Origin of the sequence: Solibacillus sp. FSL H8-0523, from assembly GCF_038051985.1 — a bacterium.
Classification (GTDB): Bacteria; Bacillota; Bacilli; order Bacillales_A; family Planococcaceae; genus Solibacillus.
Genome location: NZ_CP150291.1, coordinates 3,142,820 through 3,160,522 on the forward strand (window position 1 = coordinate 3,142,820; position 17,703 = coordinate 3,160,522).

The 17,703-nt window shown below is 40.5% G+C and carries 14 protein-coding genes; 5 read left to right on the forward strand and 9 right to left on the reverse strand.

The features are described 5' to 3' along the window. Together argC and acsA are read right to left on the reverse strand one after the other, a co-directional pair. Positions 1 to 1,035 carry an N-acetyl-gamma-glutamyl-phosphate reductase gene (argC, locus tag NSQ62_RS15655; protein ID WP_341321066.1) on the reverse strand — a complete coding sequence of 345 codons (1,035 nt, stop codon included), beginning with the start codon at positions 1,033 to 1,035 and terminating at the stop codon, positions 1 to 3. A gap of 177 nt (positions 1,036 to 1,212) precedes the next feature. Further along, positions 1,213 to 2,934 (reverse strand): acetate--CoA ligase, encoded by a 1,722-nt coding sequence (gene acsA, locus NSQ62_RS15660; protein ID WP_341323953.1) that lies wholly within the window; start codon positions 2,932 to 2,934, stop codon positions 1,213 to 1,215. Between the two features lie 172 nt (positions 2,935 to 3,106). On the opposite strand from acsA, the gene NSQ62_RS15665 reads away from it, so the two are divergent. The 4 genes from NSQ62_RS15665 to NSQ62_RS15680 all read left to right on the forward strand — a co-directional run bounded on the left by NSQ62_RS15665 (position 3,107) and on the right by NSQ62_RS15680 (position 6,156). After that, a complete protein-coding gene (locus NSQ62_RS15665) occupies positions 3,107 to 3,739 on the forward strand; it encodes a GNAT family N-acetyltransferase (protein ID WP_341321067.1) in 633 nt (210 codons plus the stop codon). Between the two features lie 25 nt (positions 3,740 to 3,764). Further along, complete coding sequence (locus NSQ62_RS15670) at positions 3,765 to 4,412, forward strand: acetoin utilization AcuB family protein (protein ID WP_341321068.1); 648 nt, start codon at positions 3,765 to 3,767, stop codon at positions 4,410 to 4,412. Continuing rightward, a complete protein-coding gene (locus NSQ62_RS15675; RefSeq protein WP_341321069.1) occupies positions 4,409 to 5,572 on the forward strand; it encodes an acetoin utilization protein AcuC in 1,164 nt (387 codons plus the stop codon). The genes NSQ62_RS15670 and NSQ62_RS15675 overlap by 4 nt, the downstream gene beginning before the upstream one ends. A 170-nt stretch (positions 5,573 to 5,742) precedes the next feature. Beyond that, positions 5,743 to 6,156, forward strand: coding sequence for a universal stress protein (locus NSQ62_RS15680; protein ID WP_341321070.1), 414 nt, complete (start codon positions 5,743 to 5,745; stop codon positions 6,154 to 6,156). A gap of 81 nt (positions 6,157 to 6,237) precedes the next feature. Here the strand turns inward: NSQ62_RS15680 and ccpA are convergent, their stop codons facing one another. The 3 genes from ccpA to NSQ62_RS15695 form a co-directional block, all read right to left on the reverse strand. Then, positions 6,238 to 7,236, reverse strand: coding sequence for a catabolite control protein A (gene ccpA / locus NSQ62_RS15685; RefSeq protein ID WP_341321071.1), 999 nt, complete (start codon positions 7,234 to 7,236; stop codon positions 6,238 to 6,240). A gap of 193 nt (positions 7,237 to 7,429) precedes the next feature. Then, the gene (locus NSQ62_RS15690) at positions 7,430 to 7,852 is read right to left on the reverse strand and encodes a MarR family transcriptional regulator (protein ID WP_341321072.1); all 423 of its coding nucleotides are present in this window, start codon (positions 7,850 to 7,852) and stop codon (positions 7,430 to 7,432) included. A gap of 167 nt (positions 7,853 to 8,019) precedes the next feature. Further along, entirely contained in the window at positions 8,020 to 9,105 is a 1,086-nt protein-coding gene (locus NSQ62_RS15695) for a bifunctional 3-deoxy-7-phosphoheptulonate synthase/chorismate mutase (RefSeq protein WP_341321073.1), read from the reverse strand. 179 nt (positions 9,106 to 9,284) lie between these two features. On the opposite strand from NSQ62_RS15695, the gene pilM reads away from it, so the two are divergent. Further along, complete coding sequence (pilM, locus tag NSQ62_RS15700) at positions 9,285 to 11,441, forward strand: pilus assembly protein PilM (RefSeq protein ID WP_341321074.1); 2,157 nt, start codon at positions 9,285 to 9,287, stop codon at positions 11,439 to 11,441. Between the two features lie 80 nt (positions 11,442 to 11,521). Here the strand turns inward: pilM and NSQ62_RS15705 are convergent, their stop codons facing one another. From NSQ62_RS15705 to NSQ62_RS15720, 4 genes are all read right to left on the reverse strand, one after another. Further along, positions 11,522 to 12,022, reverse strand: coding sequence for a YtxH domain-containing protein (locus tag NSQ62_RS15705; protein ID WP_341321075.1), 501 nt, complete (start codon positions 12,020 to 12,022; stop codon positions 11,522 to 11,524). A 36-nt stretch (positions 12,023 to 12,058) separates the two neighbouring features. Beyond that, positions 12,059 to 12,568, reverse strand: coding sequence for a DUF948 domain-containing protein (locus NSQ62_RS15710; RefSeq protein ID WP_341321076.1), 510 nt, complete (start codon positions 12,566 to 12,568; stop codon positions 12,059 to 12,061). Between the two features lie 194 nt (positions 12,569 to 12,762). Continuing rightward, on the reverse strand, positions 12,763 to 14,061 hold the full coding sequence (murC, locus tag NSQ62_RS15715) for a UDP-N-acetylmuramate--L-alanine ligase (protein WP_341321077.1): 1,299 nt from the start codon (positions 14,059 to 14,061) through the stop codon (positions 12,763 to 12,765). A 149-nt stretch (positions 14,062 to 14,210) separates the two neighbouring features. Next, positions 14,211 to 17,684, reverse strand: a complete 3,474-nt coding sequence (locus NSQ62_RS15720) for a DNA translocase FtsK (RefSeq protein ID WP_341321078.1) — start codon at positions 17,682 to 17,684, stop codon at positions 14,211 to 14,213. Between the last annotated feature and the right edge of the window lie 19 nt (positions 17,685 to 17,703).

A 17,703-nucleotide genomic window follows, 5' to 3' on the forward strand; every position in this document is an offset into this window, starting at 1 on the left:
CTAAATAAAGTATGGTACAAGTTGTAAACCTGTTTGTTGTGGTAGCCCGAATTGCACGTTCATATTTTGAATCGCTTGACCTGCCGCGCCTTTAACTAAGTTATCAATCACCCCAATGATTGTTGCGCGCTTTGTTCGTTCATCAAGCTTGACGTAAATGTCACAGAAGTTGGAGCCCTTCACTCGGTTTGTGCCAATCGCATTCGCATCTTGAATAACACGCACGAATGGATGGTTTTTATACGTTTCATTTAAGCAATCGATTAATTGCTGCTGCGTCACACCTTCTGTCACTTGTGCATAAGACGTCGCTAAAATGCCGCGCGTCATCGGCACTAAATGTGTATTAAATGTAATCGTCGTATCAATACCTGCAAATAAGCTAATTGCCTGCTCGATTTCCGGAATATGCTGATGCTCATTAATTTTATAAATCGAGAAGCTTTCGTTCGCTTCACTATAATGTGCCGCTTGTGAAGGTTTGTTGCCCGCGCCTGAAATGCCACTTTTCGCATCAATAATTAATAAGCTCGGATCGATTAATTTATGCTTAATTAACGGAAGTAGTGATAATAATACCGCTGTTGGATAGCAGCCAGGATTGGCGATTAATTCAGCGTCACGAATTGCTTGTTCATTCCATTCCGTTAAGCCGTATACACTTTTATCAACGGCCGCTTGTGGCGCTGGTGTTTTTTTATACCACTGCTCGTAGCTTGCTAAGTCCTTTAATCGGAAATCACCTGATAGATCAATCAGTTTTGGACCTAAGCCAACAAGGGGTGGAAATAGACTGCTTGAGACTCCAGACGGCGTGCTCGCAAACACAACATCGTATTTTGCTAGTGCGTCATAATCAATTTTCTGTAATGGTACATTATATAAATCTGTTAAATGTGGAAATTTATCTGAGAATACCGTGCCTTCTTCAGATGATGTAAATAAGCCAATTTGTTCTACCTCTTTATGGTTATGCAAAAAGCGTAGCAGCTCTAACCCGCCATAGCCTGTTGCACCAATTATTCCTACCTTCATGATGTCACCTCGGATTTTCATTTCGTACGTCATTTCATTAAAAGATAAAATTAAGTATAGTTATGTATAATTATTTAGTCAACTGTATTTTTATATATTCTTAAATAATTCTAAATTTTTAATTTCATTATAGAACCAAACAGGCAAAGCTAGTGTAAAGTAGCTTTGCCTGCTCATTTAATCTTCCATTGTTGATAAGTCGCCCGTTGGTAAATCAAGCTCCCATGCTTTTAACACGCGACGCATAATTTTACCACTGCGTGTTTTCGGTAATTTGTCTTTGAATTCAATTTCACGTGGTGCTGCGTGCGCTGAAAGACCCGTTTTTACAAATTCACGAATTTCTGCTTCAAGCGCTTCACTTGGCACGGCACCTTCACGTAATGAAACGAATGCTTTAATTATTTCACCGCGTATTGGGTCTGGCTTTCCGATTACACCAGCTTCCAGGACATCCGGATGTTCAAGCAATTTACTTTCAACTTCAAACGGACCAACGCGCTCACCTGCTGTCATAATGACATCATCCACACGCCCCTGGAACCAGAAGTAACCTTCATCATCCATATAAGCAGAATCCCCCGACACATACCACTCACCTTTTAAGAAGTACGAGTCATAGCGTTCTGGATTGCCCCAAATCCCGCGCATCATTGCCGGCCAACCTTTTTTTATAGCTAAATTGCCCATTGTAAACGGTGGTACTTCATTTCCCGCATCATCAACAATCGTTGCGTAAACACCTGGCACAGGTTTTCCCATTGAACCGAGCTTGATTTCCATTGATGGGTAATTACAGATCATGTGGCCACCTGTTTCGGTCATCCACCATGTGTCATGAATACGGTGATCTAAGGTATCCATACCCCAGCGTACTACCTCTGGGTTTAACGGCTCCCCAACCGATAACACATGACGTAGTGACGATAAATCGTACTGTTGAATGACACTTGGACCTGCACCCATTAACATACGAAATGCGGTCGGTGCACTATACCAAACGGTTACCTTGTATTCTTGAATTGCACTGTACCAGGCTTGCGGACTAAAACGACCACCGATAATGACATTCGTTACCCCGTTCAGCCACGGACCGAAAATCCCGTATGCGGTTCCAGTTACCCAACCTGGGTCTGCTGTACACCAATAAATGTCGTCATCTTTTAAATCAAGTACCCACTTTGACGTTTGATATTGTTGAACCATCGCATAATGTACATGGAGTACCCCTTTAGGTGCACCTGTAGAACCTGACGTATAGTGTAAAATTGAGCCATCCTCTTTATCAACCCATTCGATGTCAAAGTCTGTAGATGCCTCTTGTAAGTGCTTGTTAAAGTCGATAATTTTATCTGTTTCTTCTATATGTTCTCCTACTAAAAAGACCGTTTTTAAGTGTGGCAATTTTTCAAGTGGTATGCGACTCAGTAGCGCTGACGTTGTTACGATTGCAACTGCCTCACTATCCGCTAGACGGTCATATACTGCACCTTCCATAAAGGCTTCGAATAATGGTCCAACAATTGCTCCAATTTTAAGCGACCCTAATAAGCTAAAATAAAGCTCTGGTGTCCGCGGCATAAAAATGAAAATCCGATCCCCTTTTTGTAAATTCGCTTTTGCCTGAATAACATTCGCTGCTTGGTTTGAATAGTACTTCATTTGTTCAAACGTATACGCCTCTTTACGTGAACCATCATTATAATGGAGCGCAACCTTGTCTTTTAGCTGTGAATCGGCGTGGCGATCAATCGCTTCATATGCAATATTTACCTTGCCTGTTTCATACCAAGAGAATGCTTTCTCAGTATTTCCCCATTCGTGTGTAGCAACTGTTTCCTCATAATTTTTTAAATTATGTTCCCCTGGAATCGCCGCTAATTTCTCCATTGTTTTCATCCCCATAAAACGCCCCCCTTTTTATATAACACAAAAACATTTTAACCCACTGTACTATAATAATCAAAAACTTTTTTAAATTTTCTAAAAATTAAGTTATAACATGTAAATTTAAGCGTTTTTTTACATTAATTAGAGTATAATGGAAATATCATAAGCAGGTGGTGTGACTATGAATCATGTAAAAAATCATTATTGCGTTGAGCTTGATACAAGGCATGGCAAAGTTTTAGTGGAGGGACCTGTTCCTTCTGAGCAGCTTGCTTCGTATACTTTACACGAAGATTTAAAAGCATTTCGCCCTTCTCAGCAGCAACACGAGGCACTTGTGGACATTGCAAAATTAGAGGAAGGCCGCATTATTGTTATTCGCCAAGATCATATGATTGTTGGCTATGTAACGTATTTGTACCCTGACCCACTTGAACGCTGGGCAGAAGATCGTATTCCAAATATGATTGAACTCGGTGCCATCGAGGTAATTCCATCATTTCGTGGGACAGGTGCAGGTAAAAAATTACTAGAAGTATCATTTATGGACGATTCAATGGAAGATTATTTAGTCATTACAACCGAATATTATTGGCATTGGGACTTAAAAGGCACAGGTCTTTCAGTGTGGGATTATCGTAATATGATGGAACGTATGATGACAACGACCAACTTTGAATACTATGCAACGGATGATCCAGAAATTACATCGCATCCAGCGAACTGTCTCATGGCACGTGTGGGGTCACGTGTTGGACCAGAAACGCTTGAGCGTTTTGACAGATTACGCTTTAGAAGCCGCTTCATGTATTAATTCTTATCACAAAGGGGACCTGAAAATGATTGTCGAAGAGATTATGAACCGTGAACTACATACGCTCACGCCTGAAAATTCAGTGCGTGATGCCGTGCGCTTAATGCGCGAAAAAAATATTCGTCATGTACCCATTGTGAACAATGAACATAACGTTGTTGGAATCGTCACAGATCATGACATCAAAAAGGCGTTACCTTCCTGCTTACGTGAGGAGCCGAACTCGACGATTTACGATGCAGCAGTTGATGAAATTATGACGAAAAATCCACTTGTTGGTCATCCGCTCGACTTTGTTGAAGAGGTTGCATTGACATTTTACGATGCTAAAATTAGCTGCTTACCGATTATTTCTGCCAATAAGTTAGTGGGGATTGTCACAACAACGGATTTATTGTACACATACATTGAATTAACTGGTGCGCATAAACCGGGCTCCAAAATCGATATCCGTGTAGAAGACCGTCCTGGCATCTTGAACGAAATCACAAAAGTATTTTACGAAAATCATGCCAATATGTTAAGCGTGCTTGTTTATCCAGATGGTGATAGTGAAAAAACGCGTATTTTAAGTGTCCGATTACAAGTAATTAATCCACTTCCGATTATTGAAGATTTACGAAATCAAGGCTTCCATGTATTGTGGCCTCATTTACCTGGCGTAACACGATGAAAAAAGCCGTTTTTATTTATTCACCAGATCAGCTTAATTACAAATTTTCGGACACACACCCGTTTAATCATAAACGCTTACATTTAACAATTGATTTACTAAAAAATATTGGCGCGCTTTCAGAAGATGACATCGTACCCGCGCGCATCGCAACAGATGAAGAAATCGCACTTGCTCATGACCCACAATATATAGAAGTTGTCAAAAAAGCCGGACATGGTGACTTAACAACGCAGCAAGGCGAACCATACGGCATTGGAACAGAGGATACACCGATGTTCCCAAACATGCATGAAGCGAGTGCCTTACTCGTTGGTGGTACACTTCAAGCCGTTGACTATGTGCTTCAAGGTAAAGCCGAGCACGCCATTAATTTAGGTGGTGGACTGCATCATGGTTTCCGTGGCCGTGCTTCTGGTTTTTGTATTTACAATGACAGTAGCGTCGCCATTAAATACATCCAAGAAAAATATGGATTACGCGTGCTCTATGTCGATACGGACGCGCATCATGGGGACGGCGTGCAATGGTCGTTTTACGATGACCCGAATGTTTGTACGTTATCAATTCATGAAACAGGCCGCTACCTATTCCCAGGCACCGGCAATATTACGGAACGCGGGAACGGAGAAGGTTACGGCACATCCTTTAACTTCCCTATTGATGCTTTTACTGAAGACGAAAGCTTTTTACAAGTGTATGAAGAATCTATGCGCGAAGTATTTGAATTTTTCAAGCCGGATGTTGTGTTAACACAAAACGGAGCCGATGCGCATTATTTCGATCCACTCACACATTTATACGGCACGATGAATATTTATCAAGAAATTCCAAAGCTTGCGCATAAACTTGCCCATGAATATTGCGAGGGTCGTTGGATTGCGGTAGGTGGTGGCGGCTATGATATTTGGCGAGTAGTGCCGCGCGCTTGGTCGTATATTTGGACGGAAATGACGGATCAGCAATTACCGAGCGGGCCATTACCACAAGCCTGGCTCGACAAATGGCAGGGCGAGTCGCCAGTACCATTCATTCCTACATGGGAAGATCCAAATCCATTATACGAAGCCATTCCACGTAAAGCCGAAATCGAGGAAAAAAATGCACAAATGCTCGAAAAGGCCTTACATATGATTCGCACAGAAAAAAATCGGAGTTAGTGAACAAAAGAGTGCTAAAGTGCCTTTTAAGCCCCGATCGGTCAAAACGCCTAAAACTATGCACGCTTTTGACAAAGTTTGCATAGTTTTTTTCGTTTTCACAAGGGAATTGCACCAAAATTTGAAAATATATACTATAATAATTACATTAACAAATTGGGGGTTTTTTTATGTATAAACACATTTTACTAGCTGTTGACGGCTCTGAAAACTCATTGCGCGCAGCACAAGACGCTGTAAAAGTAGCTTCTGAAGAATCGTTAATCGAACTGATTACCGTGATTCCAGCAGAAGGTATCGCTTCTCAGGCAGTACATGAAGGTACATTAGACAACCTAGAAGCAGAGTATACGCAAAAAGTAAATACAGAACAAGAATATATTCAACAAAACCATACGAACTCTAAATTAACGATTGTACACGGTCCAGCTGGTCGTATGATCTCTAACTATGCAAATAATAATAAAGTAGACCTAGTCGTAATCGGATGTCGTGGCCTAAACCCAATGCAAGAGATGGTATTTGGTAGTGTCAGCACCTACGTTACAAAAAACGCGAACTGTTCAACGCTACTCGTTAAATAATTTTTACTGAGCTTTTTTAATTCCAAATGAAAAGTCAGCCCGGCAATTCGGGCTGACTTTCACTGTTTTACAAGCTACTTTTTATTTACTTGAATCTCGTTTTTCAATGCGGTGAGGTAAGATGACATGCGGTTCATCTACTTCCTCTTTATTCATGTACTTCGTCAGTAGGCGCATTGCTACTGCACCAATATCGTACAGTGGTAAGACAACGCTTGATAATTGTGGTCGGACCATGCGTGCAAGCTTTGAATTTTCAAAACTAATCACTTCTACATCTTCAGGTACACGTTTGCCGTTATCTTGAACGCCGTGTACTAAGCCGATTGCTAGCTCATCATTGCCCACAAAAATAGCTGTTGGTGGTACGTCAATTGTTGCTAAGGTCGCCCAGCTTTCTAACCCATCATCATACGAGCCATCACCCGATACAATTAACGCCTCATCTAGCTCAATGCCTGCTTGCTGCAAAGCGTCTTTATAGGCCGCTAATTTATATTTCCCATTCACTGTGTACTGTAGTGGACCTGAAACAAAAGCAATGCGCTGATGGCCGTTGTTAATTAGTAGCTCTACCGCTTCTTTTGCTGCTGAATAATAATCAACGTTTACAGAAGAAATTTTTTCTACATCACAAATCGAACTTGCAAGTACAATTGGCACTGGGGATGTCTCTACCGCACGCTGAATATTTTCAGTTACCTCTTCACTCATCATGACAATCCCGTCTACTTGTTTTCCGAGCATTGTATCAAGGAGTGAGAGTTCCTTGTCTTCGTTTTGATCTGAGTTCGCCAAAATAATATTATAACGATACATCGTTGCAATATCTTCAATACCGCGCGCAAGCTCCGCATTTAAATTGTTCGAAATATCAGGGATAATGACTCCTACTGATGTTGTTTTTTTGCTTGCTAGCCCACGTGCAACCGCATTTGGTCGATATTCAAGTCGTTCAATAACTTCCAATACTTTTTTTCTCGTTGCTGGCTTAACATTTTGATTTCCGTTAACTACGCGTGAAACCGTTGCCATCGATACATTCGCCTCGCGTGCAACATCGTAAATTGTGACAGTCAAACTAATCTCCCCCTTTTACCTTAACCTTTTCATTAAAAATATCAAGAATACCGATATTTATGTATAGTTTCATCATATAATACTTTCATTTCCATTTTCAATTGAAAACCCAGTAAATTACTAGATTTTTCGACATTTTTGTGGAAATTATGATGAAAAGAGTCCTATCTCTACTGATAGTCCCCTTTTCCCCTTATTCTTTGTGCTGTATTAGCTTTTTTTGAAGCGCTAAATATGTTTCAATTTCTTCTGCCGTTAACGCTGAAAATAGATCCAAATAAATCTGTTCACCAATTTCTGCTGCCTTTTTTAGTGCATTTCTTCCCTCATCCGTAATATCAAGTTGAATTGTACGGCGATCCGTTTCATCATAAATGCGCACGACTAAGTCATTGGCCGCAAGCTTGTTGGCAATGCTTGTCATCGCTCCTTTTGTAAAACCGAGCATACCCGCTAGTTCTATTTGCTTTTTTGGTCCATTTACTTTCAATTCTTGTAAAACTAGAATGGGCGAAATGCCTATTGGGTACGGGAACTTTTTCGTGAAACGAACGATGTTGGCATTACTTACTTGTTCGAGTGTATGAATTAATTGAAAAATATTTTGTTGATCCATTGTTGTCAAACCCTTTACTTAATTACTTAATTTATCCTGTTAAAACGGATTATTATTTATTGCATCATACCGCTTTTTTCACCTACTTTTCAATAGTTTCCTACGGATCTAAGTACTTCTATATAAAAAGCCCCCAAAGTAGATACACTACTTAAGGGGCAAAAATTTTATTTAGACACTTCGTATTGCTTCATGAATTTTAAAATTTCGTTGTAGTACGCATTGAACGTTGGGATATCCATTTGTTGCTGTTGATCTGATAAGGCAACCGATGGATCTGGGTGAACTTCTGCCATAACCCCATCTGCACCAATCGCGATAGCAGCTTTTGTACATGGTAATAATAGATCACGACGACCTGTAGAGTGCGTTACGTCAACCATTACCGGTAAGTGCGTTTCTTGTTTTAAAATCGGTACAGCTGAAATATCTAACGTATTACGCGTTGCTTTTTCGTATGTACGAATACCACGCTCACAAAGGATGATGTTTTCGTTCCCTTTAGACATAATATATTCAGCAGCGTGAATGAACTCGTCGATTGTTGCTGCTAAACCACGTTTTAATAAAATTGGTTTTTTCAACTCGCCCGCTGCTTTTAATAATTCGAAGTTTTGCATATTACGTGCACCAATTTGGATTACATCTACGTAATCTAACGCTGTTTCTAAGTCAGCTGGTGTTACGATTTCAGTCACAACGCCTAAGCCGTGCTTGTCCGCTGCTTGTTTTAAGATTTTTAAGCCTTCTAAACCTAAGCCTTGGAAATCATATGGCGATGTACGTGGCTTGTATGCACCACCACGAATTAATTTTAAGCCTTTTTCAGCAATTGTTGCTGCAACTGCCTCTACTTGTTCGTATGATTCAACAGCACATGGACCGAATACGAATGATGGACCACCAGCACCTACTAAATCACCATTAATATTAATAACAGTATCTTCTGACTTTTCTTTACGTGAAACAAGTAATTCTTTTTTCTTTTCAGCTTCAAGTTGTTTTAAAGCCGTTTTGAAGATTTGTTTGAAGATGTAATCAACCGTCATTTGGTTTAATGGACCGTTGTTATGCTTTTGGATTAAATCGAGCATGTGACGCTCACGTAATGGATCGTAACGGTGCACACCTTGCTTCTCTTTAATTTTACCGATTTCTTCCACGACAGCTGCACGCTCATTAATTAAACGTAAAATATCTAAGTTCAAGCTATCAATCTGACTACGTAATCCTTCTAAATCTTGTTGACTCATATTCCTCTTACCCCTCTTCTTTGCGTATACGGCACTTTCAGATAACTTAAAAGTGTGATACATTTTTAAATAATAAACCTATTATAATCAACTCTCGCCAAATTGTCACGCATTTTTAATTTAGCGCATCAACTCGCTAAAGTATATTATAATAATAAAAGGAAAGGAAGCGTTTTCATATGACAAATAAATTGTTTGCACTCGACATCGGTACACGCTCAGTTGTCGGGATTATTTTAGAGCAACAGGGAGATCAATACCACGTTGCCGATATTTTAGTAAAAGAACATAAAGAACGTGCCATGGTAGACGGCCAAATACATAATGTCCTGTACGTAGCAGAACTCATCCAAGAAATTAAATCTGAGCTTGAACAAACACATGGCGATTTAAAGAAAGTAAGTGTAGCAGCAGCCGGTCGTGCGCTTAAAACGGAGCAAGCCAGTGTGACGATTCCGATAAAAAATCGCCCAATTTTTACTGAAGAAGACATCAACCGCATGGAATTACAAGCCGTACAGCAGGCACAGCAACAGCTCTTACAACAAAAAGAAGATGCTAAAAATAATCATTACTACTGCGTTGGTTATTCGGTACTGTACTTCCGCTTAGACGGTGAAGAAATCGGTAGCTTACTTGATCAGCAGGGAGACGAAGCAAGCGTTGAAGTAATTGCTACATTCTTACCACGTGTCGTTGTCGAGTCGTTACTTGCTGCGTTAAAACGCGCGGATTTAGAAATGGAAGCACTCACACTTGAGCCAATAGCTGCAATAAACGCCTTAATTCCACCGACAATGCGTCGATTAAATGTAGCCCTAGTCGATATAGGGGCTGGGACTTCGGATATCGCGATTACTGATAAGAGTACAGTCGTTGCATACGGAATGGTGCCAACAGCTGGTGACGAGATCACAGAAGCCCTTAGTGACCATTATCTATTAGACTTCCCAATTGCAGAGACAGCTAAGCGTCAAATGCATACAAGTGAGGAAATATTAATTCAGGATATTTTAGGCTTTGATCAATACTTCCCACGTGAAGAAGTGTTAGAAGCTATTTTCCCAGCAATTGAAAACTTAGCAAAATCCATTGGCGAGGAAATTCTACGTCTAAATAGCAACGAAGCGCCAAAAGCGGTCATGCTTGTAGGTGGTGGGAGTTTAACGCCTAACCTAACAGATGAACTATGCAAAATTTTACAATTACCTAAAAATCGTGTGGCTGTACGTGATGTCAACGCCATTCAGAACCTAACACGTGCAGAACATATTATGGCGACACCGGAGCTAGTAACACCGATTGGGATTGCAATCGCTGCACAAAAGGCACCTGTACATTACATGTCATTAACGGTAAATAACCAAGTAGTACGTTTATTTGAATTAAAGGAAATGACGGTCGGTGATGCCTTTTTAGCGGCAAATATTCGCGCAAAACAGCTATACGGCAAACCTGGACACGGCTTATCTATTACCGTAAATAATCAAAATGTTTTAGTACCCGGCGAACACGGACAAGCAGCAAAAATTTTAGTTAACGGTGAGGAGGCCTCTACAAAAACGCAAATTAAAAGTGGAGACATCATCGAGCTTGTTGCAGGCTTAGACGGCACGGATGCAAAAGTAACGGTGCGAGAAATTATTGACGAGGCGTCGGTACTATCCGTAACGATTCGCGATACCCAATATATGATTGAACCAAAAGTGTATGTAAATGGTGCCGTTGTAAATTTAGATACAGCATTAAATGACCGTGATGTAGTCGTTGTCGAAAGCGTGGAAACGATTGAGGATGCATTTAAGCATACGAATAACTTAATGCATTTACAGCAATTTAGTTCATACTGCGTGCATATTGATGGCAAGCCACTGTATTTACCAGAGTTCTCATCTCAGCTCTACGTAAACGGCAAACAAGGCAAAATTAATTATCCTGTTCAAAACGGGGATATCATTACATTTGAACAAAGTTCGCTACCAACAGCTGATCAGCTAGCAGCGCATTTGAATTTATTGTTAGAGGAAAAAGTTATCGTGACATTCCAAAATGAACAGGTTGAACTAATCAAACAAGCTCGTGAATTCTTTGTAAACGGACATGTCGTTCAATCAATTGCGACTGTACCAAACGGCGCAACGATTAAAATTTCAGAAAAAGATACGAGTAAATGGATCTATCAAGATGTATTCCGCTTCTCTACTTGGCAATTGCCAACTGCATTTAAAGGGTCCTTTACGATTTTGCGTAATGGCCAGCCTGCTACGTTTGATGCAGAAATTTTTGGCGGCGATCGTTTAGAAATTCAATTAACCGAACAACCGATTGTCCAATAAATTAACGCCTGGTGTGAAAGTTCTCACACCAGGCGTTTTTATGAAAAAAACGGCCCTCAAATTATTGAGAGCCGTAGTTCTTATTCTACATTTGAATGACGTGTTGAGTTTAATAACTCGTCTTGTGCTTCTTGTGCCACATCGACAATACCCTCTGTAGCCTCAGCTACTGCATCACCGACTGCATCGATAATTTCATCTAATGGCTCTTCGCCTTCAGAAGAAACCGTACCGTCATCTAGAATTGGTGCTTGCTTGGCTGTTTTTGCTTTTACCTTTTCAACAAGCGTTGTTGATTGCTCTTTTAACTGGGAAGAAAGCTGCACGGTTTTATCTTTCGCTGTCCCTGAAAGCTCAATCCCCTTATCCTTTAATGTTACAGCTTGTACAGCAACATCGTTTCGTAGCTCGCTGCCTGCTTTTGGTGCAAGTAACAATGCTACCGCAGCACCTACAATGCCTCCAACTAATGCGCCAATGACAAAGTCTTTTGCATGTAGTTTGTCATCACCATAAATCGCGTCGTTAATTTGCGTGTAATCTTGAGTTGCATTGTAATTTACTGGTTGTTCTACCGTCATAACAAATTCCCCCTTCGTTCACAAAATTAATAAGTATTATTTACGTTTTAAAAAGCCAAACTTTTGCTTTTGTTCCATAGATGGTGGTGTTTCGTTTGTTTTTGTACTTGTGTATACAACCTCATCTTGGTCGATTGGTTTACGTTGACGCCATTGACTGGCAATCCCCATCGCTACGTTACTCCATTGAACAACTTGTGCAATTTTGTCTTCGTTTTTATGAACTTCTGAAGAAATCGAAGAAGTGACACGCTGTACAGAGTTATTTAACCCATTTACCGATTCACCAACGCCTTTTACTGCATCTATGACAGAATTCAGTTTTTCCGATTTATCAGAAATATCATCTGCTAAAGCGTTTGTTTTTGTCAGTAACGTTGTCGTTTCACGCGTGATGCCTTCTAATTGACCCTCAATCCCTGCAACTGTTCCTGCAATTGAATTTAACGTATTCTTTAGTGAAAACAGTGTCATACCAATACTTACACATAATACTAAAAAGCCGATTGCTGCAACAAGTGCTGCAATATACAGTACTACTTCCATTCAATACGCCCTCCTCTATCTAGTTCAATTTAAACATTCGACAAAAAATAGTACAATCCCTTTTCTTTAAATTGAATTACATTTTTGTCCATATTTATATATTTCCCATTCGACCTTCAAATAAAACGCTTATTTCTTCGTTATGTATGAAAAACAGCTTAGCCAGTCATGCCGGTAAGCTGTTAAATTTGTTCTTATTTCAAAATTGCTTCAAATGCGTCTTGGTATTTGTGTACGTCGCCTGCGCCCATAAATAGGAACACTGCGTTGTCATGCTTTTTCAAGTGATCAATGGCTTCTAGCTTTAAAACTTCACAGCCTTCGATTAAGTTTGCTAAGTCTTCGATCGATAGCTCGCCTTGTTTTTCACGTGCTGAACCGAAAATGTCACATAAATAGACCGAATCGGCAGGGCTTAAGCTATCCGCAAAGTTTTGTAAAAATGCCTTTGTACGTGAGAATGTATGCGGTTGGAAAATCGCGACTACTTCACGCTCTGGATATTTTTGACGAGCAGATTGTAATGTTGCCGCAATTTCTGTTGGGTGATGCGCATAGTCATCTACTAATACAGCATTACCAATTTTTGTTTCCGTGAAGCGACGTTTCACCCCACCGTATGTTAGTAAACGCTCTTGAATTAAATTCGCTGGAACACCTTCGTAATGACATAACGAAATAACAGCAAGTGAGTTTAATACGGTATGGTCGCCGAATAACGGAATAAAGAATTTACTGTAAAATTCATTACGTACATATACGTCAAACTCCGTACCCTCTGTCGTTTTCACGATATTGCGCGCGGCAAAATCATTTTCCTGACCGAAGCCGTAGTAAATAACTGGTACGTTTGCTTGAATTTTTTGAAGTTGCTCATCGTCACCACAAGCGATAATCGCTTTATTTACTTGATGTGCTAGCTCTTGGAATGCGTTATACACATCTTCAATATCAGTAAAGTAATCCGGGTGATCGAAATCGATATTCGTCATCACTGCATAATCTGGGTGATACGCTAAAAAGTGTCGACGGTATTCACATGCTTCCATCACAAAATATGAAGCATCCGCTTTACCTGATCCTGTACCGTCACCAATTAAAAACGAAGTTGGCATATAACCACCGACAACATGACTCATTAAGCCTGTTGTTGACGTTTTACCATGTGCGCCAGTAATCGCGATTGATGTGTAATGATTAATGTAGTCACCTAAAAACTTGTGGTAACGAATGACTTCTATGCCTAAGTCGCGTGCACGTACTAATTCAGGATGCTCATCTGGAAACGCATTGCCCGCGATGACTGTTAAGCCTTCTGTAATATTATTTTCATCAAATGTTAAAATTTCAATTCCGCGGTCACGTAAAGGCTGTTCTGTAAAGTAATATGTGTCGACATCAGAACCTTGTACTTGCTCTCCAGCATCAAATAAAATTTGTGCAAGTGAACTCATGCCTGAACCTTTAATACCGGTAAAATGATAGCGTGTCATTATTGTTAAAACCCTCCTAGGATACGAAAGATCCCATTGAATTATGAATGATTATTTCTAAAAAGTATTCCTATATTATAGCACTAAATGCACAAAAGAATAATAGAACGACAATTCTAACTTTTCATTTCCTTCTATTTTTTAGTGCTTTAGTCACCAAATTGAATAGCCAAATCTTCTTCTGTAATAAAGACATCTCTTGGCTTACTTCCTTTTGGCTCGGAAACATACCCTTGACGCTCTAACATGTCAATTAGTCTAGCCGCGCGATTATAGCCAATATGGTATTTACGTTGTAAGAGAGAGGTTGAAGCTGAGCCTTGTTCGTAAACAAAACGGCATACTTCTTCAAATAATTCGTCTTGCTCTTCAACAGCTTCTGAACGCTTAAGAAGCTCCTCTTGCTTGAAAATATATTCTGGCTCCCCTTGCTCACGAACGAATTCGATAATTTCTTCAATTTCTTCATCCGTTACAAACGTACCTTGAATACGAGTTGGTGCTGACATACCGTTTCCTAAATATAACATATCTCCTCGGCCAAGTAAGCGCTCCGCTCCTTGTGCATCTAAAATCGTACGTGAATCGATTTGCGAAGATACCGAAAACGCAATACGTGTCGGGATATTTGATTTAATTAAGCCCGTAATGACGTCTACTGATGGACGCTGTGTCGCAACGATTAAGTGAATTCCTGCAGCACGTGCCTTTTGCGTAATGCGCACAATACTATCTTCCACATCTTGTGGGGACATCATCATTAAATCGGCTAACTCATCAATTACGATTAATAAGTATGGTAACTTTTGCGCGTGCATACCATTTTCGTCACACATTTTATTGTATGCTTCAATTTTACGTGCACCGCTATGCATAAATAACTGATAACGACGTTCCATTTCCTCAACCGCCCATTTCAAGGCAGCAGTTGCGGCTTTTACATCGGTAATAACCGGACTCACTAAATGCGGAATGTGGTTAAATGGTGCAAGCTCCACCATTTTCGGGTCGATTAACATCAGCTTTAACTCGTTTGGATTGGACTTATAAAGTAAACTCACTAAAATCGAGTTAATACAGACAGATTTTCCTGAGCCGGTTGCCCCTGCGATTAATCCGTGTGGCATTTTGCGTAAGTCAATTGTTACTGGTTTACCCGTTAAATCTAAACCTAATGCCGCTTCTAACGGTGAGTCTGAATTACGGAATGAATCAGAGTCCGTTACTTCTGACAGGCGCACTGAACGAGAAATACGGTTCGGAATTTCAATACCGATTGAACGCTTACCTGGAATTGGTGCGTCAATACGAATATCTTTTGCGGCAAGCGCAAGTTTAATATCATCTGCTAGGTTACGAACTTTACTTACTTTTGTCCCTTGACCAACTGTAATTTCAAACTGTGTAACTGCCGGCCCTTGAACGATCGATTCAATGTTCGCTTGGACTTGGAAATACGATAAGGCTTCTACTAAATTTTCACCTTGCTCATCCATCCATTCACGGTCTTCAACCATTTCCTCTGGTGGCTCTAAAAAGTCTAGTGGTGGCTTCACATACGGAATGCGTTTTTTCTCGGGTTCTTCAACCAGTTGTGCCACTTCTGGCTCTTTTTCTACTACTGGTGTTAGGATTGCCTCCGGTACAATCGTAGCAACTACCTCATTTACCTGCGCTTGTGTTTCTTGTGGCTTAACTTCAATAATCGACTCCCCTTCGATAAGGGGGGTCGGTAAGTTTTCTTCAACAGTTAACGATGTAGATACTCGTTCGGTTTCTGAAACTTCTCCAATGGCTTGTGCTAGTTCTTCTAATGACTCAATTTCCAGCGAAGTTGATGGGTCATTTTCTAATTGTTCAATTTCTACAATTGATTCGATTTCTATCACTTCTGCTTGTGGTACATTCATTGGCTCGTCATACTGATGTACTTCAATCGATTCATCTGGTTGTTCACGCTCTAGTAACCCGATTGCTGCTTGTTGTACTTGTTGCTCGTAAGCATTTGTTGGCTCCGCGCTTCCAGCTTGTGGTGTCTCTACTGTGAATGTCACTACTTGTTCGATTTGTAAACGCTCTTGTTCTAGCACTTCTGGCAGTTCAACTGGTTCCAGTTCTTCCACTTCATTGACTGGCTCAATCACGATTTGTGGCTTGGCTTCCAGAAGTTCTTGCTCTTGTTGTACCTCTACTTTTGGCTCGACTTGAATCGGCTCTTGTTCAAAAATAATTTCATTTGTTAACTGTTCATCGACTTCTTCTGGAGTTGTTTCTTCCGCTTCTGAATTATTTTCAGGAACTTCATCTAATTTTTCAATGCGCTGTGCAACGTATTGCTTTGTTAAGAGCTTTTGTTTATCTGACTTGAGCATTAACACATTAAACGGCAGACGGCTTCCCGAAGGCTGTGGCTGTACTGGCGTAGGTGTCATTTGCTGTGCTTGCTCCATTATTTTGTCCTGCTCTTGCTGCGGTAATTGCTCGACATTTAGCTGACCAATATGGATTGTGGAGTTTTCAATGGTCACATGCTTTACTTGCACATCGTTTAATACATCCTCTACAGACTGCGCTTTTGGTGAAGCTTCCTCTTCTTCTAACAAAATAGTAGGTGGATTCAAAGGCTCCAGAACCGGCTCTAATACGATTGGTTCTGGTTCTGTCACAGCAGGCTCATCTTCAAATAAAATTGGCTCTGCGTGTATTACAGTGTCTTTAGCAATCGGTTCTTCTACTACAACAGATGCTTCTGGTTCATGCATCACTTCTTGTTGCTGTAGTTCAAATGGCTCAATGATTGGTGGAAACACTTCTTCAACTGGCTCTTTATGAACTGGAAGATTCGCTTGTGGCTCTGATATTGCTATTTTTTCTAGTTGTGGCGCTACCTGTTCATCCGCTACGGGCATGATAGCTATTGGTTCATCGAATTTTGTTAGCTGCTCGACTGCAGCTTCTTTCGCTGGCTCAATCTTAACGGGCGTCTCTTCTTCAAGCTTGTGCTTTAAGTCATGCTGTTTTTCAATCAACTGCTCAATCGGTGTTGGCTTTAAAAAGCCATGCACCGGTGATGGCACTTCCGTCGGCACAAAACGTTTTCGATTTTCAAGCGGATTAATAAATTCCTTATTCACCGTTTTGCTGTCTTCACGCTTCGGATTTTTCGTCAGCACTTGACGCTCTTCCTTCGATACTGGCACTTTACGTACTTGTTCTGGCGTGCGAATCACATTCGAGTGCCCTTTCCCTTTACGGCGTCGTTCTAACAGATCACGAATGCCTGATACCTCTACATTAAGCACCTCATTTGACGGTCTTTTTTGCAAATGATTCGGTAAGGATAATCGCTCGTTATCCTCATTGTAATAGCCCGTCGTTTGCTGCTCGACACGCGGTTTCGGCTGTTGTTGTGGTTGTTGTGGTTGTGGCTCATATTCATCGTCCATTAATGGAAAACGAAACGTCTTCTTAGGTGACTGTGGCTCTTGATAGACGTCTTGTTGTCTTTGCCTGTTTTGCTCGGTAGACTGTTCCATTTCCTCGTCGTATTCTTCGTATTCATCGTATTCATTACTTTCATCCATCTTAAAATATTTATTAAATTGATTTTTAATCCAACTCATCTTAATCACTTCTTTCTCT

Coding starts and splice junctions, on each gene's coding strand:
- argC (WP_341321066.1), bottom strand. CDS start 1,035: ATGAAGGTAGGAATAATTGGTGCAACAGGCTATGGCGGGTTAGAGCTG.
- acsA (WP_341323953.1), bottom strand. CDS start 2,934: ATGAAAACAATGGAGAAATTAGCGGCGATTCCAGGGGAACATAATTTA.
- NSQ62_RS15665 (WP_341321067.1), top strand. CDS start 3,107: ATGAATCATGTAAAAAATCATTATTGCGTTGAGCTTGATACAAGGCAT.
- NSQ62_RS15670 (WP_341321068.1), top strand. CDS start 3,765: ATGATTGTCGAAGAGATTATGAACCGTGAACTACATACGCTCACGCCT.
- NSQ62_RS15675 (WP_341321069.1), top strand. CDS start 4,409: ATGAAAAAAGCCGTTTTTATTTATTCACCAGATCAGCTTAATTACAAA.
- NSQ62_RS15680 (WP_341321070.1), top strand. CDS start 5,743: ATGTATAAACACATTTTACTAGCTGTTGACGGCTCTGAAAACTCATTG.
- NSQ62_RS15690 (WP_341321072.1), bottom strand. CDS start 7,852: ATGGATCAACAAAATATTTTTCAATTAATTCATACACTCGAACAAGTA.
- NSQ62_RS15695 (WP_341321073.1), bottom strand. CDS start 9,105: ATGAGTCAACAAGATTTAGAAGGATTACGTAGTCAGATTGATAGCTTG.
- pilM (WP_341321074.1), top strand. CDS start 9,285: ATGACAAATAAATTGTTTGCACTCGACATCGGTACACGCTCAGTTGTC.
- NSQ62_RS15705 (WP_341321075.1), bottom strand. CDS start 12,022: ATGACGGTAGAACAACCAGTAAATTACAATGCAACTCAAGATTACACG.
- NSQ62_RS15710 (WP_341321076.1), bottom strand. CDS start 12,568: ATGGAAGTAGTACTGTATATTGCAGCACTTGTTGCAGCAATCGGCTTT.
- murC (WP_341321077.1), bottom strand. CDS start 14,061: ATGACACGCTATCATTTTACCGGTATTAAAGGTTCAGGCATGAGTTCA.
- NSQ62_RS15720 (WP_341321078.1), bottom strand. CDS start 17,684: ATGAGTTGGATTAAAAATCAATTTAATAAATATTTTAAGATGGATGAA.